The organism is Thalassobaculum litoreum DSM 18839 (assembly GCF_900102465.1).
Classification (GTDB): domain Bacteria; phylum Pseudomonadota; class Alphaproteobacteria; order Thalassobaculales; family Thalassobaculaceae; genus Thalassobaculum; species Thalassobaculum litoreum.
The window spans coordinates 120,973-144,272 of sequence record NZ_FNBW01000011.1 but is presented as its reverse complement, the minus strand read 5'-3'; the positions used below and the strand labels follow the sequence as shown (position 1 = coordinate 144,272).

Sequence of the window (23,300 nt, the reverse complement as noted above, 5' to 3'; positions counted from 1 at the left end):
TCTTCTCCCTCTAGTTTTTCGTTTTGATGCGGCTTCGAAGCTGCCGGGTCGCGCGGCGGGCGAGCGGCAGAACGAACGGGGCGATGGCGAGCAGCCAGATCACGCTGCTGATCGGGGTGAACAGACCGGTCCAGTCGTTTCCGATCAGGATCAGCGAGCGGGCGAGCTCGCCCTCCAGCATCGGGCCCAGAATCAGCCCGATGATGAGCGGGGCGCGCGGAATGCCGGTCTTGACCATCACGTAGCCGACCATGCCGGCGATGAACATGATCAGAACGTCGACCGGATTGGTCCGCATGGCGAAGGCGCCGATGGCGCACAACAGCAGGATCGCCGGGATCAGGATGCTCTCCGGGATCTGCAGCACGCGGGCGAACAGTTTCGAACCGCTGAGGCCGAAGACCAGCAGCAGGATATTGGCGACGAAGACGCCGGCGAAGATCTGGTAGACCAGTTCCGCGTTGTTGTGCAGCAGCAGCGGTCCAGGCTGCAGGCCGTGGGTCATGAAGGTGCCGAGCATGATCGCCGTTACCGCGCCGCCCGGGATGCCGAGGGTGAGCAACGGGATCAGCGACCCGCCGGTGGCCGAGTTGTTGGCGGATTCCGCGCAGGCTATACCCTCTTCCGAACCGGTCCCGAACCGCTCCGGATGGCGCGACAGCACCTTGCCCTGGCTGTAGCCGACGATGGCGGCCACGTCGCTGCCGGCGCCGGGAACGGCACCGACGATGGTGCCGATCACCGCGGAGCGGAGCTGCGCCGGCAGGAGCGATAGGAGGATGCGGCGTCCCGGCAGGATCTTGTTGACCCGGATCGCCCGGCGCGGAGCGAGCCCGATCCGTTCGATGCTGAGCAGCGTCTCGGGAATGGCGAACAGGCCGATGGTGACCGGAATGAACGAGATCCCGCCCATCAACATCAGGTAGCCGAAATGGTAGCGCGACACGCCGTAGGTCTCGTCGATGCCGATCCCTGCGAGGAACAGTCCGATGAAGCCGGCGAACAGCCCCTTCAGGAAGGCGCCGCCGGACAGTGCCGCCATCGCGGTCATGGCGAAGACCACCAGGGCCAGATATTCCTGCGGCCCGAAGGCCAGCGCGAAATCGGCGATCGGATAGGACAGCAGCATCAGCGCCACGGCACTCAGCGTGCCGCCGAGGAACGACGACAGGGTGGCGATGCCCAGCGCGATGCCCGGCTTGCCCTGACGCGACATGGCGTAGCCGTCGAGCGTGGTGGCCACTGCGCCGGGTGTGCCCGGAATGCCGAGCAGAATGGCGGAAAGCGAGCCGCCATAGACCGCGCCGCAATAGACCCCGACCAGGCTGAGGATGCCGATCAGCGGATCCATCGTGAAGGTGAGGGGCGCCAGCAGCGCCACGCCCATGGTGGCGGAGATCCCGGGGATCGCGCCCGCCATGATCCCGAGCAGCACCGCGCCCGCCAGATAGATCAGGGTCTGCAGCTCCAGTACGGCGGAGAAACCATCGACCAGCAGGTTCATCGCAGGATCCCCTCGATCAGATCGGAAGCCGGCAGGAGGATGCTGAACACCTTGGTGAACAGCAGATACGTGCCGAGGGCGAGACCGGCGGCGCAGACCAGGGACAGCACCGCCCTACGGGTCGTCAGCTTCGGCCACAGGATCAGCATCAGCGCCGCCACATAGACGAAGGCGGTGACGACAAAGCCGATCTCCACCATGACGAACGGGAACACGGCCAGGCCGACAATCGCGGCCACCAGGGCGGCGATCTTGCCCCGCGGCGCGTGCGGCGCTGTGGCGGCATCCTGAAGCCGGCCGAGATTGGCGCGCTGACTGTCCATGACCCGGTGCATGGTCTCGGCCGGTAGATAGGACCAGCCGCGCAGGCTGGCTTCATCCGCCGGCAGCTCCGCCATGGCATCCGCCAGCGCCTTCTCCAGCACCGTTCTCTTCGCCGCCGCCATGTCCGCCGGCACCATCAGCGCCGCCCAGTGCCCGGAGGCGACCGGATACTCCCAGCCCCCGAAGCGCGAGACCTCGTCGGCGCCGGGGTGCAGATGGGGCTGCGAGAAGATCGCGATGCAGCGCAGCGCGCCGGTGCCGAGCGCCTGACGGATCTGGGACAGCCGAAGCACGGCGGCGTCCAACCGACCCTCGGCCAGCGCCTCGGCCAGGACGCCTGCATCCTCGCTGTAGGAGGCGTCGAAGGCGAAACCCTGGGTCGCGGCGAGCCAGCGATCGAGCGCGTGGTCGACATCCTCGTGATGTCCGAAGCCGAGCCGCAGACGACCTTCCGTCCGATCGAGGTCGCTCGCGTCCTGCCAGGGACTGTCGGCGGCGACGACCAGGAGGTCGGGATCGAAGAACAGCCCGCCGATCGGCTCCAGCCGACCGTCGCACAGGGCGGAAGCGTGAAAATTCGGCAACGTGGTCAGGTCGGATCCGACGACGGTCAGGGCGCTGTCGGCCCCGCCCCGCCGAGCGCCGGCCCAGAGGGCGGAGAACCGGCCCTCCCCATCCTTGGTCACGACCCGCACGCGGATGCCGATCTGCCGGCCCATGGTGGCGGCGATCCGCTGCAGGCGGGTGTCGTCCAGCAGCCCGGGCACGAAGGGGGAGTAGATTAGAAGCTCGCGAACTCTGAGCGCCTTGACGATCAGAATCGTCGTAAGCCCGAGCAGACCGGCCAGCGCGAACACCGGATACGCGCCGGGCCCGATGGTGCCGTCGCGCCAGAGCTCGAGCGATAGGCCATGCCAGAGCAGGCCTGCGTCCAGGACCCACACCAGCCCGAGAAAGGCCAGTTCCAGCCCTGACCCGCCCCGGCTGGTATAGGAGGAGCGTTCGGCCGGCAGCGGACCGGTGTCGCCGGTAATTCTTGGATAGCGCCCGGGCGTGCACTGCCCCGCCACCGTGTCCATGACGGGAGGGTCATGCCACTCGGGTCTTCCCTCGGAAGGCCTGCTCTCCACCATATCAACCTGTCCCGATAAGATCGTGCCGCTCCGAACTGCCCGAGGGCGGCCCGCCGCAATCCGGCGACCCGCGCTGGGGCGAAACCGGATGCGGGCGCCCCCTCGGATGGGTCCGTGAGGCTCCGTCAGTCCCGATCAAGCGGCCTGGACGTACCCGGACGCGGGAACCGACCCGCGCCCGGTCCGGCCTCAGGAAACTGCGGCGACGGCCTGGACCATCGCGGCGCGGTCCGTGACGCCGGTATTGCCGCGGTCGACGAAACGGCCGGTCTCCTGCTCGCCCTCGAGCGAACAGCGGTGCAGTACCCGCGGCTTGGTCTGATCGAAATCGCCCAGAGCGACATGGCAGGTGCAGCGGTTGTCCCACATCACCACGTCGCCGAGGCTCCAGCGGTGGCGGTACACGAACTCCGGCGAGGAGGCGTGCCGGTTCAGCAGGTCCTTGAGCGCCTGGCTTTCCTCGTCGCTCATGCCGACAAAGCCACGGATACGCTCACCGACCATATAGGATTTCCGACCGGTTTCCGGATGCACCCGGATCACCGGATGGATGACCGGGGGATTGCGCTGCTTCATCTCGGCGATGACCTCGGGCTCGCGCTGCTCCAGTCCGCGGATCAACGTCACGTCGTGCACCGCTTCCAGACCTTCGAGCAGGTCCTTGATGCGCTGCCCCAGGGTCTCATAGGCCAGGTACAGATTGGCGAACATGGTATCGCCGCCGACCGGGGGCTTTTCCCGGCAGTGCAGGGTCGCGCCCTTAGCCGGCCGCAGCGTGTAGCTGAGGTCGGTGTGCCAGTTGCGGCCGGAATTGTGGGTACCGGACTTCTTGCCGCCGACCATCTTGTTCGAGAGCACCAGGATCTGGCTGTGATCGGGGTGCAGCGTCGAGGAGGCCTGACTGGTCTGTGGGTCCAGATCGCCGAAATCCTCGGAGAAGCGGATCTGCTCCGTCGGGCTGAGATCCTGCTCCGGGAAGACCAGCACGAGATGCTTCAGCCAGGCCGCGTGAACGGCCTCCCGATCCGCCGAAGACAGTGGCTTGCTGAGATTGACGCCGGTTACCTGGGCACCAGCGGCAAAGCCCATCGGGGTGATTTTCAGGTCACTCATTTCCATCCCTCAGGTTTGAACTTCTTGCTTTCTGAATCAGTAACCGACTGTCGATTGTCTGACAATAATGATTCTAAATCGGATCGTGGAGGGTGCTTTCGCCTTGCCGATAAGGCCGCTAGATGCCTAAAAGTGGTTGTGAACGAAGGCGCATGTCACCACCAGCGTGGGCACCTTCCGCGCGGGATGGTACGGGCTTCGCGCGGGACTGGCGCAACCGGGGACACCCGCTCAGGTGGAACGAGTGATGGACAGACAGGATCAGAATCAGGTGAGCGCGGTCCCGCTTGGAAAATCCGCCAAGTCCCTTCCGGCCCAGCTTGCCGATATCGTGCTGGCGGAGGTCATGACCGGAAAGCTGGCGCCCGGCGACCGGCTGAAGGAGGAGGCCCTGGCGCAGCGGCACGCCGTCAGTCGTGCGACCGTCCGCGAGGCGCTGATCGAACTCGAGAGACAGGGATATGTGGTCCGCATCCCGCGCTCGGGCGCCCGGGTGGCCGAGTACTCCCAGGCCGATGTCAGCTATATCTTCGAGATCCGGGCCGCTCTGCTGGGCGTTGCCGCCGGCCGATGCGCCCGCCTGAACGATCCGGCGATGCTGTCCGAACTGGGCCGGGCGGTGGAGGATCTGGAACGCACCGCTGCCGACGACAGCGCGGATCCCCAGACCTTTTCCAACCAGTCGATCCGCGCCCAGAACCTGCTGGTCCACTATTCGGGCAATCAGCGCCTTCCGGAACTGTACGAGCGTCTGGCGGGGATGGGGACGTGGCAGCTGATCCGCGGCCGGGCCGTCAGCTTCCTGACGGCTGAAGACCGGCGCCAGTCGGCGGCCGACTGGCGGCAACTGGTCGAGGCCGTCGCCCAGCGCAGCCAGCAACGGGCAGAGCGCGCGGCCCGCCAGCTTCTCACCCATTCGGCCGAGCGCGTGGGCTCCAACCTGTCCCGGCTCGGGCAGGAAGCGCCGCGCGACGACATCAGCGAAGACACCTAGAGCGGATCGTGCGGTGACGGGATCACTCCGTGATCGCGTCAACGTGCGTGAATCTATTCCATCTCATTGTTTTAGAGACAAATTCATTGACCCAAAACAATCACTGAGCTCGTCGCGTGATCCGACTCAGAGCGGACGCTATCGTCTCTTTGCAAGCTTCATAAGGTGTAGAAGGTGGGCGACCTATCCTTGGATCTGGAGGAATTCGCAGTGCTCAGATCAATCCGGTCCGATCTACGAGGCGAGCGGAAACCGGAGGGGCGTGGGGCCACGATAAACTTCCGATGGCCTACTCTGACCGTCCTTGGTCATTGGGGGCGCGGTTCCTGCAAAAAATACCGACGCGCTGGTTCCCTGGCGCACAGTGTTGGTGCCGCTGGCACGGCAAACTAGCCATATGATTTTTTATCAACATACAGATCGCATAACGCCTGACCGGGGCTTTCGGGCACGCGCGGACCGGCCGCTGGCTCTGTTGCGTCATTGTCCGGTCTATGAACCGACAAGGCTCTGCTGCCAGCCGGATCTCGCTACTGCGGTGGGCGTGCGGAAACTCTGGGTGAAAGACGAATCCCAGCGCATGGGGCTCGGCAGTTTCAAGGCCCTCGGCGGCGCCTTCGCCGTCGTCCAGATGATCTCCGACGCTGCCGGTGGTGCCGGGATTCGGACCCCGGCGGCGCGGGCGACTGCTGCCGCCATGACGTTCGTGACGGCGAGTGCGGGAAACCATGGCCTGTCGTTGGCCGCGGGCGCGCATCTATTCGGCGCGTCGGCCTGTATCGTGCTCAGCGCCAGCGTGCCGGAAAGTTTCGCCGACCGGATACGCCGGGCGGGTGGAGATGTCTATCGGGCCGGCGACACCTACGAGGAGAGCGTGGCGTCGGCGGAGTACCTGGCCCGTACGAACGGCTGGCTGCTGCTGGCGGACGGCTCCTGGCCGGGCTACACCGAGCGCCCGGCCCTGGTGATGGAGGGATACACGGTTATCGCCGAGGAGTGTCGCCAGTCATTCGAGCAGGAGAACGCCTGGCCGAGCCAAGTCGTGCTGCAAGCCGGCGTAGGTGGCATGGCGGCCGCCCTGGCCGGTCACATCCGCGATGCCTGGGCCGTTCAGCCGAACATCACCGTCGTGGAACCCGATCGGGCCGCCTGCCTGCAGGAAAGCGCGCGCGCCGGAAAGTTGACGCGAGCGACGGGTGCGCTGTCGAACATGGGGCGGCTGGATTGTAAGGACGCTTCGCTGCTGGCCTATGAGAGTCTGCGCGGGGATGCCGACACCTTCGTGTCGATCTCGGATCATGAGGCGACGATAGCGGCGGACCGCCTGCGCGAGGTCGGTCACCCGACAACACCGAGCGGGGCCGCCGGCTTTGCCGCACTCGCCCATCTCGATCTCAGCGATCAAGACCGGTGCCTGATCATCCTTTCAGAGGGGCCGGAGGATCTTCCGTAGCGTCGGCGTCATCGCTGAAGGGAACCGCCATGCCGACCTTGGTGCGGTCCATGACCACGTTGGTCCGGAAGCGTTTGACGTTCTGATTGGCGAAGAACAGTCGGTGCGTCAGGTCTCGGTAGTCGTCCATGTCCTTTGCCAGCGCGATCAGCGCAAAGTCCGCGTCGCCCGTGATGTAGTAGCACTGCTGGATTTGCGGTTCCGCCCTGGCCTGGCGTCGAAAGGCGTCGAGCTGGTCGATCCGTTCCCGCTCCAGCTCGACCAGGATAATGAAGGTCATCTGATATCCGACGGTTGCGGGATTGATCTGGGCGGTCTCGCTCAGAATGGCGCCGGCATCGCGCAGGGATCGGATCCGGCGCTGAACCGTGGAGACGGACAGACCTGTCTCATAGGCGATGGACTCCAGCCGTTCACGGGCATTGTCCTGTAGCAACCTCAGGATCGTCCTGTCCAAAGGTGAAAGGTCCGAGTTGGGCATTTCCGGTCACCGAATGCTTGGTGTTGGCATTTTTTCCCGTCTCAATGCTTATCTAGACCGTATGCATGCAGATTTCTTTGTTACCATAAAAAAATAGATGATCAACGGTTTCTCTACAGAAAATCGGTAAGGTCACGGAATACAGGGCGGCGCAAAAAGCGCTCATTAGAATATAAAGCAATGTCGAGGGCGGTTCGTTCTTCCGTATCTCGAAAAAATATCACGAGGGAGGTTGGAGTTGTCTGTGTGTTCGCGGGGACGCGAGCGCAAGCGGTCAATGCTGACTTGCGGGGGCAAATGCAGAATATTATTGAGTTTCAGGACGTCTCTAAGTCTTTCGGCAGCTTGCAGGTGCTCGACGACCTGAACATGCATGTCGTGCCCGGCGAGAAACTGGCGCTGATCGGACCCAGTGGATCCGGCAAGACGACGATCCTGCGGATTCTGATGACCCTGGAGGATATCAGCGCCGGCGAGATCCTGCTCGACGGCGAACCCCTTTGGCATGAGATGCGCGGCGGCAAGCGGGTCAGGGCGAGCGAGCACCACCTGCGCAAGATGCGCGATGGCGTGGGCATGGTGTTCCAGCAGTTCAATCTGTTCCCCCACCTGACAGCGACAGAGAATATCGAGCAGCCGCAGGTTCTTACCCACCGGAAGTCGAAGGCAGCGGCCCGGGAGAAGGCGGCCGAGATGCTGTCGGTCGTCGGCCTCGTCGACAAGCGCGACCACTATCCCCACCAGCTTTCGGGCGGCCAGCAGCAGCGCGTGGCGATCGCGCGCGCGCTGGCGATGGACCCTAAGATCATGCTGTTCGACGAGGTGACGTCGGCGCTCGACCCGGAACTGGTCGAGGAGGTGCTGAATGTCCTGCGCAAGCTGGCGGAAGAGACGGACACCACAATGCTGACCGTCACTCACGAGATGAACTTCGCGCGCGACTTCGCCGACCGGGTCCTGTTCTTCGAAAAGGGCAAAATCGTCGAGGCGGGTTCGCCCGAGGACATCTTCACCAATCCCAAGGAGGAACGGACGCGCAGTTTCCTGCGCAAGTTCCTCACCGGGATCAACTAGCTGAACAACAAGAAGGCTCAACAGGGGGCACTGTCGATCATCAACGAATGGAGAAGTCGATGAAGCACGTCAGAACAGGGGGGCTGTTCGGAGCCACCGTCATCGCCGTGGCCGCACTCGCAGCCGCCGTCACGCCGGCCGGCGCCGGCACGCTGGACGAGATCCGCGAGCGCGGATACGCCATCGTCGCCGTCGCCAACGAACCGCCGTATAGCGACATCAAGCCGGACGGCTTTGTGACCGGAGCAGCTCCGGACGTTGCCCGGGCGGTGATGAAGAAACTCGGCGTTCCAGAACTGCGCTCGCAGCTCGTGCCCTACGGCTCGATGATCCCGGCCCTGCAGGCGCGGCGCGTCGATATGGCCACCTCGGGCCTCTACATCAAGCCGAAGCGCTGCGAGTCCATCATCTACTCCGAGCCCGATCTCTGCGGCGCCGAGGCCTTCGCCGTCGCCGCGGGCAACCCGCACAACCTGAAGACCTATGAGGATATCGCGGCGAACCCGGAGTTGTTCATGACCACCTGCGCCGGTTGCGCAGAGGAAGCCTACGCTCTGGAGCGAGGCGTGAAGCCGGAGCAGATCAAGGTCTTCACCGATCCGCCCAGCGGCATCAAGATGCTGCAGCAGGGCCGCGTTCAGGTGTTCGCGCTGTCCGGTCTCGGCACTCAGGATCTTCTGAAAAAGACCAACGACCCGAACCTTGAGCTGGTGATGCCGGTCAAGGGCGTGCCGATGGGCTGCGCCGGTGCCGCGTTCAATTCCGCCGACGACGATTTCCGCGACATGTATGACAAGGCGCTGAAGGAGCTCAAGGAAAGCGGCGAGTTCGCATCCATCGTCGCGCCCTACGGCTTCTCGGCCGAGGCGACGCTCGCGGTGAAGCGCGACGACTTCTGCCCGGGCAACTGAGCCCCGCTGCAGCCTGACAGACCCGGCGGCGATGCGTCGCCGCCGGGAGCCATACGGATGACCAGTCGGAGAGAGGCGCATGGATGCGGTCCTTGAATACGCACCGTTGCTATGGCGGGGCACGGTCACGACCGTCGAGTTGACCCTTGCCAGTGCTGCGCTCGCTCTCGTCATCTCCTTCGTCGTGGGACTGGCGCGGCTGTCGCCCTACCGTGCGGTGCGCTGGCTGGCGATCGTCTACCTGGAGTTTTTCCGGGGCACATCGGCCCTGGTGCAGCTGTTCTTTATGTATTTCGTTCTGCCGCTGTGGGGAATTTTCCTGCCGCCGATCCTGGCCGGCATCATCGCCTGCGGGTGCAACCTCGGCAGCTACGGCTCGGAGGTGGTGCGCGGCGCGCTGCAGTCGGTCGCCAAGCAGCAGCACGAGGCGGCGATCGCCCTCAACTACACGACCTATCAGCGCTATCGCTACGTCCTGATCCCTCAGGCCATACCGATGATGCTCCCGTCCTTCGGCAATCTGCTGATCGAACTGCTGAAACTGACGGCGGTCACGTCGCTGATCACCATCAACGACCTGACTTACATGTCCCAGATCATCCGGGCCCAGACGGCCCTTACGCTGGAGCCGTTCCTGGCGATCCTGGTCATCTACTTCCTGATTTCAACGGTTCTGATCGGCGGCATGAAATGGATTGAGCGCCGGACCTCAAAGGGCCGCAATACCATTGTCCGGCAGGGGGCCTGAGCATGGAGTGGAGCTGGTCCGTCGCCTATGACGTGATGCCGCGCCTCGCTGCCGGCCTGATCGTCACCGTGCAAGCCACTCTGGTCGGCGCGCTGGTGGCCTATGTGCTGGGACTGGCGCTGGCCATTCTGAAGATGTCGCCTTACCGGCTGGTGGCCTGGTCCTCCTACTGGTCGTCGGAGTTCGTGCGCCGCACGCCGCTGCTGGTGCAGCTGTACTTCCTGTTCTACGTGCTGCCGGATCTCGGCATTTTCCTGGAGCCATTCGCCGCCGGCGTGATCGGCCTCGGCCTGCATTTCAGCACGTACACTTCCGAGGTGTTCCGTGCCGGGATCGAGAACGTGCCCAAGGGGCAGTGGGAGGCGGCGCGCTCGCTGAACTACAGCACCATCCAGACCTGGCGCCACGTCGTCCTGCCGCAGGCCATCCCGCCGATGATCCCACCACTGGCGAACTACCTGATCACCATGTTCAAGGAGACGCCGCTGCTCGCTGCGATCACCGTGGTGGAACTGTTCAACGCGGCCAATATCTACTCCAACAGCCACTACAAGTATCTGGAGCCGATGACCCTGGTCGGAACGTTCTTCCTGCTGGTCTCGATCCCGGCGGCGGCCCTGGCGATCAGGCTGGAGAACGCTTTCCGCCGAAAGGCGTGAGATCGAAGAACTGGGACGGCCCTGCGGTCGGGCATTGTCAAATCTTTGGCCGATGACCGTTGCTCAACAGTATCGACCCAAGGCGGACATTCGCTGGGGGACAACAAAGCACTGTTTGGTGTGATGTCAGAAAATCTGGCCGCGAGCCGCCGCTGGCCGGCCGGCATGGGGGATATTTGGTCATCCCGGCCGGCTTCCAGCTTGCTGGGTGGCCGTCTTCCGGCCCGATGCCGATCCAGCCGCGTTGATCGCCTGTCAACGCCGGGACGTCATCCTGTCTCGGCGACCGGCGCCACGTCGAGGCGCACGGCGATGCCGTCCAGGTCGGGTGCGGCGGCCGGATAGCGCTTCATGACCAGGGGGTCGTGTCCGGGGACGATGTGATCCGGCGTCGGCGCGACCGCGCGCAGCAGGTCGAAACCTTCCAGCATCTCGCCGATATGGAACGCGGTGACGAACGGCCGGCCGGACTCCATGTTCTCGTAGAAGTGGGTGACGTCCGAGGCGACCACGACCCAGCCGCGCCGCGTGTTGACGCTGACGAACTGCAGCCCGGCCGAATGCCCGCCGGCGCGGTGCACGCGGATGCCCGGCGCGACCGTGGCGTCGCCGTCGTAGAAGGTCACTCGGCGCGCGAAGTTCAGCCGCACGATGCCGCAGACATCCTCCACCTCGAAGGAATGGGCGAGGCGCGGATAGCGCATGTAGCGCCCGGTTGCGTAGTGCATCTCGGTTTCCTGGAGATGGAACGCCGCGCTGGGGAACAGATCGAAATTGCCGACGTGATCGTAATGCAGGTGGGTCAGCACGACGTCGGAGACACGGGTCGGATCGACACCGAGGCGTCCGAGCGTCTCGATCGGACAGCGCAGGAAGGTGCGCTTGCGCTGGATCGCCACGTCCTCCTTGAAGCCGGTATCGATGACGATGGCACTGCCATCGGCAATCGCGACCCAGACGAAATAGTCCATCGGCATCGGCCCCTCATGCGGATCGCCGCCGATGAAGTGGTCGCGGCGTTGCGCATCGCGGGTGGCGTAGCGGATGGCGAAGAGCTCGTATTCCGGTGTGGCTGTGGTCGGCATGCGGATACAGTCCCTGGGTCGTCGGTGGAAACGGCGGCGAAAACGGCGGCGAAAACGACGGCCGCGGCGGCGCGCTCAGGAGAGCATCGGGACGGGCGGCGGCTGTCAGTCGGCCTCATCGGTCGACAGCAGCTTCAGCGCTGCCTCGGCGGCCATGCGGACATGCTGCTGCCCGAGCTGGCAGGCGCGCTCGCCATCGCGCGCCATCAGGGCCTCCATCAGGCTCGACAGCTCGGCGATGCTCTTCTTGATGCGCCCGGGGGCGGTCATCGACGTCGCCCGCAGCAGGCTGATGCGCGAGTTGAGAATGTGCAGGCAGCTCCCCAGCGCCTCGTTCTGGGCGCCTTCGATCATGCAGGCATAGAACTGGTTCTTCGTGCGCAGGCGGTTCTGGGGATCGGCGCGCCGCGCCGCCGCCTGCAGATCCTTGAAGGCGTCCTTCAGGGCCTGGCGCTGGATGTCGGTCGCGTTCTCGGCGAACAGCCGGCACGCCAGCCCCTCCAGTTCGATCCGCACCTGGTAGACGCCCTCGGCCTGGGCGCGGGAGAGCCGGGCGACGAACGGACCGCGATGGGGTTCGACGGTTATGACCCCTTCGGACTCCAGCTGCCGCATGGCCTCGCGGACCAGGGTCCGGCTGACGCCGGTAAGCTCGCACAGCTCGCGTTCGGGGAGGCGGTCGCCGGCCTTGAACCGACCGGCCGCGATCGCGCTGCGAATGCTTTCGGTGACGCTGTAGCGCAGCGGGGCCGCGATCTTTTCGACGCGGAAAGCGGCATCGGAATCAGTCATAGTCGCATCTGCCGTTCGCTGCCCCGTCGCTGTGTCCGCCGCTATCCCCCCGGCGGGACCTGTCGTGTCGCCTTCGCCCGGCATCGCAGCACCGGACCATCGGTTTCAGATCATACAATAATACGGGAATGCGAGCCAGCGGCAGGTGCGCCACCGGCCTGACGGCTGGTCTATTGGCTCACGCCGGTCGTTCGACAATATTCTCATCATACAATATGGTGATGGGTGGCGCGGGTCGATCTGGCCGTGCATCATCGTTCTCTGTCCGACACCGATCCCAGCTGACGAGAGGAACCGCGATGAGCACGAGGCCGGAATTCCAGACCGAATTGTTCGAGAAGGGCGTCGCGATGCGGCGCGAAGTGCTGGGCGACGCGCATGTCGACCGCTCGCTCGCCGGGGTGACCGACCTGACGGCCACCCTCCAGAAAATGGTGACCGAGTGGGCCTGGGGCGACATCTGGCAGCGGCCGGTGCTGTCGAAGCAGGAGCGGAGCATGCTGAACATCGGCATGCTGACCGCCTTGAACCGGTCGCACGAGCTGCGCGCCCATGTCCGCGGGGCGCTGCGGAACGGCGTCACCGAGGAAAAGGTCGTGGAAATCATCCTGCAAACCGCGATCTATTGCGGGTTCCCGGCCGCGCTCGACAGCATGCGCACGGTCGCGGAGACGATCGAGGACTACCGCAAGGAAGTCGGCGCCGCGGATTGAGCCGACGGCCAGCGCATCGCCGGGCGTTCGCCGTCAGCCATGTCGGTGGCCGCCGGCGCTAGGCGTTCCGGAGAGAGTCATCCGATGCGACGCCTCGCGTCGTCGCATCCCTTATCCGACAAGACTGTTCGCGTTATCCGTGCCGGGTGCCGTGCGGGTGGCGAAAACGCCGCGCCTCGATCGTCCCGGTTTGCGGCGGTTCCAGCCGGTCGTGCCGGTTCAGATTGTAGTATTGGCTGATTGACATACCCTAATCGCCTCTTACTATGGTTTTGGACCCGGTCCGCGAACCGGTTCCAGCCAAATCAAACCGCTCCAATAAAAAATCAACGCGTGGCGGTCGGGAGGAAGTCTAGGTCGTGGAGAAGGCTGATCTGGCCGGCGGCATTGCTCTTGCGCTCGTCGGCGTACTTCTGATTTTCGTCGTCATCCCCCTCGATACCGAGGAGGGGATGTATTTCGGCCTGCCGCCGACATTCTTCCCGACTCTTCTGTCCATCGGCCTGACGCTGCTCGCGATTGCTCTGGCGACAAAGGCCTGGTTCCGGCTCCGGGCCGGCGGCACGCTGCAGCAGGCGCCGATACGCCTGCGCAATCTGCTGATGTTCGCTATCGCCGCCGCGCTGGTGGTCGCCGGCGCCGTGGTCATCGATTTCTTCGGGATGATCGTCGGCGGCCCTCTGCTGATCGCGGCCTTCATGCTGTTCCTGGGCGAGCGCAGCGTGATCCGGGTCCTGGCGACCGCCACGCTGCCGGTCGCGGCGGTCTATCTGCTGGCGACCTACGTGCTCCGCGCGCCGCTCCCCTGAAGCGACCATGGCCCTGAGGCGAACATGATCGAATACATGTCCATCGCTGCGGGAGAGATCCTCACTCCGACGGTGATCGGATACATCATCCTCGGCGTGCTGATCGGCTATATCGTCGGCGCCCTGCCGGGCATGAACCGGACGACGGCGATCGCCCTGGCCATCCCGTTCACCTTCACGATGCCGCCGGCCGCGGCGCTGTCCTTCCTCATCGGCATCAACAAGGGAGGGGCGGCCGGCGCCGCCGTGTCGGCGATCCTGCTGAACGTGCCGGGCGAGCCGTCCGCCGTGGTCACGACCTACGACGGATACCCAATGACCAAGCAGGGCAAGGCGCAGAAGGCGCTGGTCATCGCCCTCGTGGCCTCGGTGGTCGGCGACCTGCTGGCCACCGTCGTCCTGATTCTGCTGGCGCAACCGGTCGCACGCTTCGCCATCGGCCTGGGGCCGATCGAGCTGGCGTCGATCCTGATCTTCTCGATCACCTTCATCGCCGCGGTCTCGGGCGATTCCTTCTACAAGGCGCTCATCGCCGGGATACTGGGGTTGCTGCTGTCGGCACCGGGGATCGATATCGAGACCGGGCTGCCGCGCATGACCTTCGGGTTGCTCGAGCTCTATGACGGCATCCCGCTGCTGGCGGTGGCGATCGGCACGCTGGCCCTGTCCGAGATCCTGGTGCAGATCGACGAGGGCTGGCGCGGCGACCACCGCTATCCGCAGGTCGCCGCCGACAAGGCCAAGGATTCCGAGCCGGTGTTCGGCATGAAGGATGCGGTGCAGGTCGCGCCGTCGATCCTGCGGGGCTCGCTGGTCGGCACGCTGGTCGGCATTCTGCCGGGCCTAGGCGCGACGCTGGCGTCGTTCCTCGCCTATACCTGGGTGCGGCAGAGCTCGAAGACGCCGGAGGCCTTCGGGAAAGGCGCGCCGGAGGGTGTCGCGGCATCGGAATCGGCCGACAACGCGACCGTGCCGGCGGCCCTCATCCCGGTCTTTGCGATCGGCGTGCCCGGCAGCCTGTCGACGGCGCTGCTGATGGGGGCGTTCATGATGCACGGACTGACCCCGGGGCCGTTCCTGTTCAAGGAGAGCGGCTCCGTGGTGTTCGGCATCTATCTCGGCATGCTGCTCGCCTCGGCGGCGCTGCTGCTGGTCGGGCTGTTCGGACAGCGCATCTTCAGCATGGTCATCCAGATCCGCAAAAGCGTGCTGCTGCCGGTCATCGTCTTCCTGTGCATCGTCGGCGCCTACATGGAAGCCGGCGGCATGTTCGGCGTCTATCTGATGCTGGTGTTCGGGTTCGTCGGCTACTTCATGAAGAAGTTCGACTACTCGTTCGTGACGTTCGTCGTCGGCTACGTGCTGGGCCCGATGGCGGAGCTGACGATCCGGCAGTCGCTGATCATCTCCGACTCCAACCCCGCCGCGCTGATCGATCACCCGATCGCGATCCTGTTCCTTCTGCTCGCCGTGTTCTCGATCTGGCGGTTCGCGATCGCCGGCGCGCGGTCGATGCAGATCGACCGGGCGGCCACGCCGACCGACGAACCGAGCGACACACCGCCAGAAGGGGGAGACCGCTAAGCGGCAGGCACGCAGCCGGTACCCGCGTCGCGATGTTCTGCGGTTGCCGGGCGAAGAGACTGGAAGCGCATACCAATCAAAAACACGAATCAGATGGAGGAAAATGATGAAACGATATCTTCACACCGCGACACGGCTCCTGACGCGACGTATGGCGATGGCCGCTCTGGCCGGATCGGCCGTGGCCCTGGCGGCGGCGCCCGGCTCGACGGCACGGGCGGCGGAATGGCCGACGGAACCGATCACCATCGTGGTCGCCTATCCGGCCGGCGGCGGCACCGACATCTCGATCCGCGCGCTGACCGACGCCCTGGGCGAGAAGCTCGGCCAGCCGATCCTGGTCCAGAACGTGGGGGGTGCCGGCGGCGGCGTCGCGGCGACCAAGGTCGCCAAGGACAAGCCGGACGGCTACACGCTTCTGGCCACCAACTCGACGTCGATCACCCTGGCTCCGCTCGTGCAGAAGGCGCTGTACGACATGGACAGCTTCGAGCACGTGGCGATCATCGGCGAGTTCCAGAACGCCTTCTTCACCGGCACCAAGCAGCCCTACGACACGCTCGACGGCCTGATCGAGACGGTGAAATCCGAGAACCGGGCGATCAAGGGCGCGAGCCAGTTGGCGCTCGACCGGCTGGTGATGCAGTACATCGCCAAGGAGCGCGGCGTTGAATTCATCCCGGTGCCGGTCAGCGGCGGCAGCGGCTCGGTGCAGGCGGTGATGGCCGGCGACGTGGACGTGGCGTTCTCCGGCGGCTCCTGGGCGCCGATCGTCAAGGCGGGGGATGCGAAGGCCCTGTTCGCGGCCTCCTACGAGCGCCTCAAGCTGGCGCCCGACCTGATCTCCATGAAGGAGCTGGGCTTCCCGTTCGGCGTGACGTCCCACATCTCCCTGCATGCCCCGGCCGGCACGCCGAAGGAGATCGTCGACAAGATCGCAGCCGCGCTGGAGCCGGCGGTGCAGAGCGAGATGGTTCAGAATGTCGGCGAGAAGCGGTTCATGGACATGACCTACCGGGGCGGCGATGCCGCGGCGGCGGTCATGATGAAGGAGCGCGAGACCTACGAGGCGCTCGTGAAGACGGTCGGCGCGACCAACTGAGCTTCCGTTCCTGGCGGCTTGCAGGGCCGGTCCTTCGGGGCCGGCCTTCGCATGTCAGGCTTCACCGATCGCGCCCGGTGGAGACAATACGATAAAGCGGAGCCACGCAAGCTGACGCGATCCCGTCACCCCACGATCTGCTCTACGTGTCGTCTGACGCGGAGGCGGGTTTCGTTCCTCCTTGGTTGTCCGCGGTGACTACCGCGAATTCCAGCGGCCCCAGGGACAGGCCATGTTCCTGGCGTCGGGTCACCCCGCCGGGCACCCGCATCGGCCGCCAGAATTCGTCGAGAGGCAGGAACGCCTGATCGGTGGCGAAATTGGCGATGGCGCGCAGCTCGCTGCCGGCGTGGCAGCGGCGCCAGGTGATGATCGGTGCCCGCTCCCAACGCGAGATCTGCTCGTCGCCGAAGCGCAGTGTCGGCTGGTCCCGGCGCCAGGCGATCAGACGGCGCAGGAAGTTCAGGACCGAGTCCGCGTCCTCCTCCTGCCTGTCCACCGCGAAGGACAGATGCTCTTCGGGCACCCGCAGCCAGGGCTTGCCGTCCGAGAACCCCGCCTGCGGTGCGTCGGCCGACCAGGGGATGGGGGTGCGCGCGCCGTCGCGGCCCTCGAAGGTCGGCCAGAACGCCTTGGCCCAGGGGTCGACGATATCCTCATACTCCAGGTGCGGATGCGGCAACCCGAGCTCCTCGCCCTGATAGAGGATGCAGCCGCCCTTGAGCGTGAGCTGCATGAAGAGCAGCAGTTTGGCGGCCTGCTTGGGATAGGTGTCGACGGCGAAATAGGTGAGATTGCTCAGGGCGCGGGTCGAGTCGTGGTTCGTAAGTACGTTGTAGACCCAGCTCGCGCCCATCAGCTCTTCGCGCCGCCGAAGCTGCTCCGTCAGGGCCTCCACATCGGAGGGGCAGTTGATCAGGTTGAAATCGTACACCGCATGCAGGCGGCGTCCCTGGCCGGTCAGGTCCGGCGCGGCCAGGGGCGTATCGATATCGGCCAGCTCGCCGATCAGCACGCATTCCTGCTCGTCGGCGAACTGTCGGAACCGGGCGAGGATCTCCTCGGTGCCCTCGGCGTTGCGGTCGAAGAGGTGGTGCTGACGGGCGAACGGATTGGTCGGGCCGCCGCCGAACATCACATGCGATCCCTCGCGGCCGACCGGCGGGTTGTCGCGAAGATCCCTGTCCCAGGACAGGCACTGCACCGCGTCGATGCGGAACCCGTCGACGCCCTGTGAGCACCAGTACTCCATCTCCTGAATGATGTGGTCGAGGACCTCCTCGTTGTGGAGGTTCAGCGCCGGCTGTTCGGTCAGGAAGGGATGATAGTAGTACTGCGAGCGGCGCGGCTCCCAGGTCCAGGCGGTCCCGCCGAAGGACGACAGCCAGTTGTTCGGGGGACAGCCGTCCGCCCGCTGATCGGCCCAGACGTACCAGTCGGCCTTCGGATTGTCCCGGCTCGACCGGCTCTCCTGGAACCAGGGGTGCTGGTCGGAGGTGTGGCACGGCACGAAATCCAGCAGCAGCCGCATGCCCCGGGCGTGCACCGCATCGCGCAACCGCAGGAAGTCCTCCATGGTGCCGGCGCTCGGGTCGACGAGGCGGAAATCCTCGATGTCGTAGCCGTAGTCCTTCTGCGGCGACTTGTAGAACGGCGACAGCCAGACGGCGTCGACCCCCAGCGACGCGATGTGGTCGATCTTCTCCAGCACGCCGCCGAGATCGCCGATGCCGTCACCGTTGCTGTCGCGGAAGCTGCGGACATAGATCTCGTAGATCGTCGCCCCACGCCACCATGCCTGCTCATAGTCGCTGGTTTCCGCTTTGCCGATCTTCCGAAGTTTCATCGCTCTCCTCATAACCCTTGGCGCAACGCCGTCTTCAAGTCACCGAAGACAGGGGAAAATCACACGATCCGATATGCACTTCTGATGGTGATATTCCCTATGCCGCCTTTGCGAAGAACGCGCCCCAGGCCGGCAGATGGATCTCCCGCTCCCGTCTCACGCCACCGAAGCCATGCCCCTCCAGGGGCACGCCCACCTCGATTTCCGGCATCTCCAAAGCGATCTCGGCATCGGTGAAGTTGAAGGCGCAGGTGATCGTCTCCTCGCCGAGGGTGCGGCGGAACACCAGAACCCGCTCATCGGCCTCGACGAAATCCATGCCGCCCGCCTTCAGCGCCGGCTCTTCGCGGCGCCAGGTCAGGAACCGTCGGATCCGGTTGAGGGTCGATCCCGGCAGGGCATCCTGAAGGTCCACGGCCAGGTCGAGATGCGAGGGCACCACCGGCAGCCACGGCTCGACCTCGGAGAAGCCGCCATAGGGCGCCTGCGCCTGCCAGGGCATGGGCGTGCGGGCACCGTCGCGTCCCTTATAGGCGGGCCAGAACTCGCGACCGTAGGGATCGGTGATCCTGTCGAACGGGACCTCGGCCTGCGGCAGACCCAATTCGCTGCCCTGGTACAGACAGCAGGCTCCGCGCATGCAGGACAGAGCCGCCAGCAGAACGGTCACCGCCTCCGGACAGGACTCCCGCCCGAGCCGGGTCACGGCGCGGGAGAAGTCGTGGTTGTCCAGCGCCCAGCACGGCCAGCCGCTCTCGGCGCCATGTCCGAGATCCTGCGCGACGCTGCGCAGCAGGGACGGCGGGATTTCGTGGGCGCCGAGCAGCCAGTAGCCATAGGCGAGCTGCAGGCGCCTGACCGCGGTGTACTCCCGGTGCGTGTTCACCGCGTCGCTCTGGTTCAACTCGCCCAGCAGCACACGATCGCCGTAACCGTCGCAGAGCGCCCGCAGCCTCTCCAGGAAGGTGACGGTCTCCGGCCGGACGATGTCGTGGACGTGAAGCTGCTTGGAATACGGGTTGAACTCGAACGCCTCGCCTTCCGGCACCTCGGGGTTGGGCGGATTGTCCCGCAGCTGCTGATCGTGGGCGTAGAAGGTGCAGACATCGAGTCGGAAGCCGTCCACGCCGAGATCGAGCCAGAACCGGCACACCGCCAGCATCGCTTCTTGAACCTCTGGATTGTGGAAGTTCAGGTCGGGCTGCTCGCGCAGGAAATTGTGCAGATAATACTGCCCGCGCCGCGGTTCCCACTGCCAGGACGATCCGCCGAACACCGATAACCAGTTGTTCGGCGGGGTGCCGTCGTCGCGGCTGTCGGCCCAGACGTACCAGTCGGCCTTCGGGTTGTCCCGGGACTCGCGGCTTTCAAGGAACCAGGGGTGATGGCTGGACGTGTGCGACAGCACCTGGTCCATGATCACCCGCAGGCCCCGGTCGTGGGCGCCGTTGAGCAACTCGCGGAAGTCCTGCAGATCGCCGAACAGCGGGTCCACCGCGAGATAGTCGGATACGTCGTAGCCGAAATCGAGCATCGGGGATTTGACGAAGGGCGAGATCCAGATCGCGTCGACACCGAGCGAGGCGACATAGTCCAGCTTCCCGGTGATGCCCCGCAGGTCGCCGATCCCGTTGCGTGTCGTGTCCAGGAAGCTGCGCGGATAGATCTGGTAGATGATCGCGCCCTTCCACCAGTCCTCGGCACGTTCTCGTTCCGTCATCGGGTCCTCAATCGTGCAAACTCATTCACTCGCCGCCGCGGATGTCCGCGACAGCCTCTTCGGACACCGCCTCGGCGTCGTTGCCGAAGGCGTTCCGCACATAGCTCGGCGTTGCGGCCAGTTCGGCATCGCTGAGCTTCCAGTCGAAGGCCGGCATGGCGACCGGGGTCGGGTACCGGTCCGTCGGCACCGCCCGGGCGCCGTCGAGCACTAGCCGGATCAGGGTCGTCGGATTGCGGGCGTGAACGAGGGACGAACCGGCCAGGGTCGCGAACATTCCCGGCACCCCCTTGCCCTCCGGACCATGGCAGGCCGCGCACTGGGTGGCGTAGATCTCCGAGCCGAGCCGCATGACCGTGTCGTCCGGTCGGTTGCCGTCCTCGCGATCCGCCTCCTCGATACTCACGCGCCTGAGCCCCCGCGGCGAGGGCCAGAGCGGAGACCCCGAGAAGGAACGATCGACGCAGCATTTGCATGATCGGATCTCCCGGTTTTCATGAAAGGGAAACGGCACGGACGGAAGTCGGTTCCGGGAGAATCCGAAGAACGCGGCCACCCGTATGCAGCCGGGGGGCGATCCCCCGTTGTGCCTTCAGCGGCGGCGCATCATCGAAACTGAGGACTGTCTTGCTGTCCGATCCCGCGGCCCTGATCCTGATCTAAGGTGTGATCCCGCTGTGGCTGGCGGCGGGCTTCGCCGACTGGCTCTGCCACGGCTCCTCTTGTGCCGATGTGAACGGCGGCTGCGGCCATCGGCGGCCGGGTCTTGGAACCACGGCTTCGGCACGACGTTTCCCCGAAAATCGGACGGGACGCTTGCAGGTCGGGCGTCGCCGAGGGCTTCAATATCCACCTGGGCCGCTACAGGCCGGTAAGGCTCTCCGACGGTCGTCAGCAAGACCGCAACGGCCTGTCCGAAACACATGCGCGGCCTCCGCGGTCCGCTGGAGCGCACCGGGGTCTGCCCCCGGGTCGGCTCTCACGGGCCTGCCTCAGGGTCGCGCGGAACAGAACGCGGAGAGGACAAATGGCTCTCAAATTGAGTGAACTGAAGGGATACGACATCGCCGCCACCGACGGATCGCTGGGAAAGGTCAGCAACCTGTTCTTCGACGATCATACCTGGTCGGTGCGCTACCTCGTCGTCGATACCGGATGGCTGTTCGGCCGCAAGGTGCTGATCTCTCCCCAGTCGATCGCCGGCGTGAATATCGGCGGCGCCAGTGTGGCGGTCGAGATGACCCGCCAGCAGGTGGAGGACGCGCCCGGCGTGGAGACCGACCGGCCGGTCTCGCGCCAGGAGGAGGTCGCGTTGCACGGCCACTACGGCTGGCAACCGTACTGGGAGGTGTATCCCGCCGGCGTGATGGGAGCGCCGGCCGTGCCGCTGACCGAAGATGTCCTGCCGGGCCACGATGCGCCGCCAAGCCGGGTCCGGGAAGAGGCGGAAGGGCGCGGCGACCCCAATCTGCGCAGCGCCGACGAGGTGGAGGGCTATGACATCCAGGCCACCGATGGCGAAATCGGCCATGTCGAGGACTTCATGGTGGACGAGATTGCCTGGGTGATCCGCTACTTCGTGGTGGATACGCGCAACTGGCTGCCGGGCGGACGCAAGGTACTGATCTCGCCGGCATCGGCAAGCGACATCACTTGGGCCGATCGCTCGGCCAGCGTGAGCTTGACCCGGGAGCAGGTAAAGAACAGCCCGGCCTACGACCCCGACCAGCCGGGGCCGCTGACCCGCGATGTCGAGGCGGCGCTGCACGACCACTATGCCTTGAAATACTACTGGATGTGACGGCGCCGTCACCGCTCACCGGCATGCAGCCCATGGCGAAATCGTCAAGCGTCCGAGGCGGGCGAACGGGCACCTGCTCAGCCTCGTCGCGATGATCGAGGACGGCCGGACCCCGATAAGGTCCATGGCTGATCCGCGGCCCTGCGGCGGGCGCGGGGCTCTGCCCGGCCGATCCGGGTCGGCTCTGACGCCAACTGTCACCAAACCGTCTCCGAGTTGAAACGGTTCGGTTGCCGATTGGCGCTAGGAATCTCCCGGATCGAGCCGCCCGGTTCGGTCAGGGGCAGATATTTTCGAGGAAGCCATCCGTTATGACGATCTCCCGCCGTTCGCTGCTGAAAAGCACCGCGATCGCCGGTGTCGCGCTCGCCGCGCCCGCGATCCTCAAAACCCAGGACGCTCTGGCGTCCTCCGGCACCGTCAACGTCTTCGCCTGGGGTGACTACATCCAGGCCAACATGATCGAGAAGTTCCAGAAGGACACGGGCATCACGATCAACCTGTCCACCTTCGGGTCCAACGACGAGGCCGAACAGAAGCTGAAGGCCGCCGGCGGCAAGGGCTTCGACGTGATCTTCCCGTCCGTGACCAACGGTCCGAACTACTATCCCGACGGTCTGCTGCAGCCGCTCGACGAGTCCAAGGTCGAGATGGACAAGCTGATCCCGTCCATGGTCCGCGACAGCGTCTCGCTGGGCGCCACCTATCGTGGCGACCGCATGCTGCTGCCGTTCGACTGGGGCACCGAGGCGGTGACCTTCGACAGCAACGCGATGCCGCTCGACGAGGTCTCCTACGGCTCGCTGTTCCAGGACGGCGCGAAGTCCGCGTTCCGGCAGAAGTCGGTCATCATGGGCGTCGGCCTGTATCTGGACGCCAAGGGTGAGATCAAGTCGAACCGCATGCTCGACGTCTACAAGTCCGAAGAGGACGCCCGTCGCGTGTGGGACGCCTGCGCCGCCTACATCATCGCCAACAAGGACAAGGTCGCGGCGTTCTGGAACAACGCGACCGAGGCGACCAACGCCTTCAAGCAGGCCGGCGCCAATATCGGCCAGACCTGGGACACCACCGGCCTCCTGCTGAACCGCGAGGACGCCAAGTGGAAGTACCGGATGCCGACCGAAGGCGGCATCACCTGGATGGATTCCATGGGCGTTCCGTCCGGTGCGGCGAACATCGAGCAGGCCTATGCCTTCATCAACGCCATGCTGGACCCGAAGATGGCCGGGCTGTTCTCCAAGAACACCGGCTACAACTCCGCCGTCGCCGGTGCCGCCGAGCACGCGGGCCCGGAGTACAAGGCCCAGTTCAACGAGGTCTACAACGCGCAGAACCTCGCCAACCTGTGGTGGTGGCAGGCCGATACCCCGTGGTTCGCGCCGCTGCGCCAGGAATACGTCGACAAGATCACCAACGCCTGATCGCGTTGCCATCCTCGCCCGGGGCCGCGT

At 65.2% G+C, this 23,300-nt stretch carries 21 protein-coding genes; 12 read left to right on the top strand and 9 right to left on the bottom strand.

What is annotated here, in order from left to right:
- Positions 1 to 10 precede the first annotated feature (10 nt).
- From BLS34_RS17855 to BLS34_RS17845, 3 genes are all read right to left on the bottom strand, one after another.
- Positions 11 to 1,504, bottom strand: a complete 1,494-nt coding sequence (locus BLS34_RS17855) for a tripartite tricarboxylate transporter permease (protein ID WP_028792941.1) — start codon at positions 1,502 to 1,504, stop codon at positions 11 to 13.
- A complete protein-coding gene (locus BLS34_RS17850; protein WP_175474278.1) occupies positions 1,501 to 2,907 on the bottom strand; it encodes a tripartite tricarboxylate transporter TctB family protein in 1,407 nt (468 codons plus the stop codon). Before BLS34_RS17850 ends, BLS34_RS17855 begins: the two co-directional genes overlap by 4 nt.
- A gap of 243 nt (positions 2,908 to 3,150) precedes the next feature.
- Positions 3,151 to 4,074, bottom strand: a complete 924-nt coding sequence (locus tag BLS34_RS17845; protein WP_028792939.1) for a TauD/TfdA dioxygenase family protein — start codon at positions 4,072 to 4,074, stop codon at positions 3,151 to 3,153.
- A 247-nt stretch (positions 4,075 to 4,321) separates the two neighbouring features.
- Here BLS34_RS17845 and BLS34_RS17840 point away from each other — a divergent pair, with 247 nt between their 5' ends.
- A complete protein-coding gene (locus BLS34_RS17840; protein ID WP_051243695.1) occupies positions 4,322 to 5,068 on the top strand; it encodes a GntR family transcriptional regulator in 747 nt (248 codons plus the stop codon).
- 397 nt (positions 5,069 to 5,465) lie between these two features.
- On the top strand, positions 5,466 to 6,521 hold the full coding sequence (locus BLS34_RS17835) for a diaminopropionate ammonia-lyase (RefSeq protein WP_093152467.1): 1,056 nt from the start codon (positions 5,466 to 5,468) through the stop codon (positions 6,519 to 6,521).
- On the opposite strand, the gene BLS34_RS17830 is transcribed toward BLS34_RS17835, so the two are convergent.
- Positions 6,487 to 7,002, bottom strand: a complete 516-nt coding sequence (locus tag BLS34_RS17830; protein ID WP_093152464.1) for an Lrp/AsnC family transcriptional regulator — start codon at positions 7,000 to 7,002, stop codon at positions 6,487 to 6,489. The two genes, BLS34_RS17835 and BLS34_RS17830, sit on opposite strands and share 35 nt — an antisense overlap.
- 246 nt (positions 7,003 to 7,248) lie before the next feature.
- Here BLS34_RS17830 and ehuA point away from each other — a divergent pair, with 246 nt between their 5' ends.
- The 4 genes from ehuA (at position 7,249) to ehuD (ending at position 10,394) form a co-directional block, all read left to right on the top strand.
- Positions 7,249 to 8,076, top strand: a complete 828-nt coding sequence (ehuA, locus tag BLS34_RS17825; RefSeq protein WP_281169148.1) for an ectoine/hydroxyectoine ABC transporter ATP-binding protein EhuA — start codon at positions 7,249 to 7,251, stop codon at positions 8,074 to 8,076.
- A gap of 59 nt (positions 8,077 to 8,135) precedes the next feature.
- Positions 8,136 to 8,987 (top strand): ectoine/hydroxyectoine ABC transporter substrate-binding protein EhuB, encoded by an 852-nt coding sequence (ehuB, locus tag BLS34_RS17820; protein ID WP_093152462.1) that lies wholly within the window; start codon positions 8,136 to 8,138, stop codon positions 8,985 to 8,987.
- A 79-nt stretch (positions 8,988 to 9,066) separates the two neighbouring features.
- Positions 9,067 to 9,735: an ectoine/hydroxyectoine ABC transporter permease subunit EhuC gene (ehuC, locus tag BLS34_RS17815; RefSeq protein ID WP_038013088.1), complete on the top strand. Its 669-nt coding sequence runs from the start codon at positions 9,067 to 9,069 to the stop codon at positions 9,733 to 9,735.
- A gap of 2 nt (positions 9,736 to 9,737) precedes the next feature.
- Positions 9,738 to 10,394, top strand: a complete 657-nt coding sequence (ehuD, locus tag BLS34_RS17810; RefSeq protein ID WP_093152458.1) for an ectoine/hydroxyectoine ABC transporter permease subunit EhuD — start codon at positions 9,738 to 9,740, stop codon at positions 10,392 to 10,394.
- 269 nt (positions 10,395 to 10,663) lie between these two features.
- Here the strand turns inward: ehuD and BLS34_RS17805 are convergent, their stop codons facing one another.
- Both BLS34_RS17805 and BLS34_RS17800 read right to left on the bottom strand, forming a co-directional pair.
- Positions 10,664 to 11,479: an N-acyl homoserine lactonase family protein gene (locus tag BLS34_RS17805; RefSeq protein WP_093152456.1), complete on the bottom strand. Its 816-nt coding sequence runs from the start codon at positions 11,477 to 11,479 to the stop codon at positions 10,664 to 10,666.
- 105 nt (positions 11,480 to 11,584) lie between these two features.
- Positions 11,585 to 12,271 carry a GntR family transcriptional regulator gene (locus BLS34_RS17800; RefSeq protein ID WP_093152454.1) on the bottom strand — a complete coding sequence of 229 codons (687 nt, stop codon included), beginning with the start codon at positions 12,269 to 12,271 and terminating at the stop codon, positions 11,585 to 11,587.
- Positions 12,272 to 12,570: 299 nt separating this feature from the next.
- Here BLS34_RS17800 and BLS34_RS17795 point away from each other — a divergent pair, with 299 nt between their 5' ends.
- The 4 genes from BLS34_RS17795 to BLS34_RS17780 all read left to right on the top strand — a co-directional run bounded on the left by BLS34_RS17795 (position 12,571) and on the right by BLS34_RS17780 (position 16,479).
- Positions 12,571 to 12,984: a carboxymuconolactone decarboxylase family protein gene (locus tag BLS34_RS17795; RefSeq protein ID WP_028792932.1), complete on the top strand. Its 414-nt coding sequence runs from the start codon at positions 12,571 to 12,573 to the stop codon at positions 12,982 to 12,984.
- A 359-nt stretch (positions 12,985 to 13,343) separates the two neighbouring features.
- Complete coding sequence (locus BLS34_RS17790; protein ID WP_028792931.1) at positions 13,344 to 13,793, top strand: tripartite tricarboxylate transporter TctB family protein; 450 nt, start codon at positions 13,344 to 13,346, stop codon at positions 13,791 to 13,793.
- Between the two features lie 24 nt (positions 13,794 to 13,817).
- A complete protein-coding gene (locus BLS34_RS17785; protein ID WP_093152451.1) occupies positions 13,818 to 15,377 on the top strand; it encodes a tripartite tricarboxylate transporter permease in 1,560 nt (519 codons plus the stop codon).
- A gap of 106 nt (positions 15,378 to 15,483) precedes the next feature.
- Entirely contained in the window at positions 15,484 to 16,479 is a 996-nt protein-coding gene (locus BLS34_RS17780; RefSeq protein ID WP_028792929.1) for a tripartite tricarboxylate transporter substrate binding protein, read from the top strand.
- Positions 16,480 to 16,621: 142 nt separating this feature from the next.
- Here BLS34_RS17780 and BLS34_RS17775 read toward each other — a convergent pair whose 3' ends face one another.
- From BLS34_RS17775 to BLS34_RS17765, 3 genes are all read right to left on the bottom strand, one after another.
- On the bottom strand, positions 16,622 to 18,325 hold the full coding sequence (locus BLS34_RS17775) for an alpha-amylase family glycosyl hydrolase (protein ID WP_175474277.1): 1,704 nt from the start codon (positions 18,323 to 18,325) through the stop codon (positions 16,622 to 16,624).
- A gap of 97 nt (positions 18,326 to 18,422) precedes the next feature.
- Positions 18,423 to 20,045, bottom strand: a complete 1,623-nt coding sequence (locus BLS34_RS17770) for an alpha-glucosidase family protein (RefSeq protein ID WP_093152446.1) — start codon at positions 20,043 to 20,045, stop codon at positions 18,423 to 18,425.
- Between the two features lie 25 nt (positions 20,046 to 20,070).
- A complete protein-coding gene (locus BLS34_RS17765) occupies positions 20,071 to 20,451 on the bottom strand; it encodes a c-type cytochrome (RefSeq protein WP_093152444.1) in 381 nt (126 codons plus the stop codon).
- A 621-nt stretch (positions 20,452 to 21,072) separates the two neighbouring features.
- On the opposite strand from BLS34_RS17765, the gene BLS34_RS17760 reads away from it, so the two are divergent.
- Together BLS34_RS17760 and BLS34_RS17755 are read left to right on the top strand one after the other, a co-directional pair.
- Positions 21,073 to 21,846 (top strand): PRC-barrel domain-containing protein, encoded by a 774-nt coding sequence (locus BLS34_RS17760; RefSeq protein WP_093152442.1) that lies wholly within the window; start codon positions 21,073 to 21,075, stop codon positions 21,844 to 21,846.
- A gap of 311 nt (positions 21,847 to 22,157) precedes the next feature.
- Positions 22,158 to 23,270, top strand: a complete 1,113-nt coding sequence (locus tag BLS34_RS17755; protein ID WP_093152440.1) for an extracellular solute-binding protein — start codon at positions 22,158 to 22,160, stop codon at positions 23,268 to 23,270.
- Positions 23,271 to 23,300: the final 30 nt, after the last annotated feature.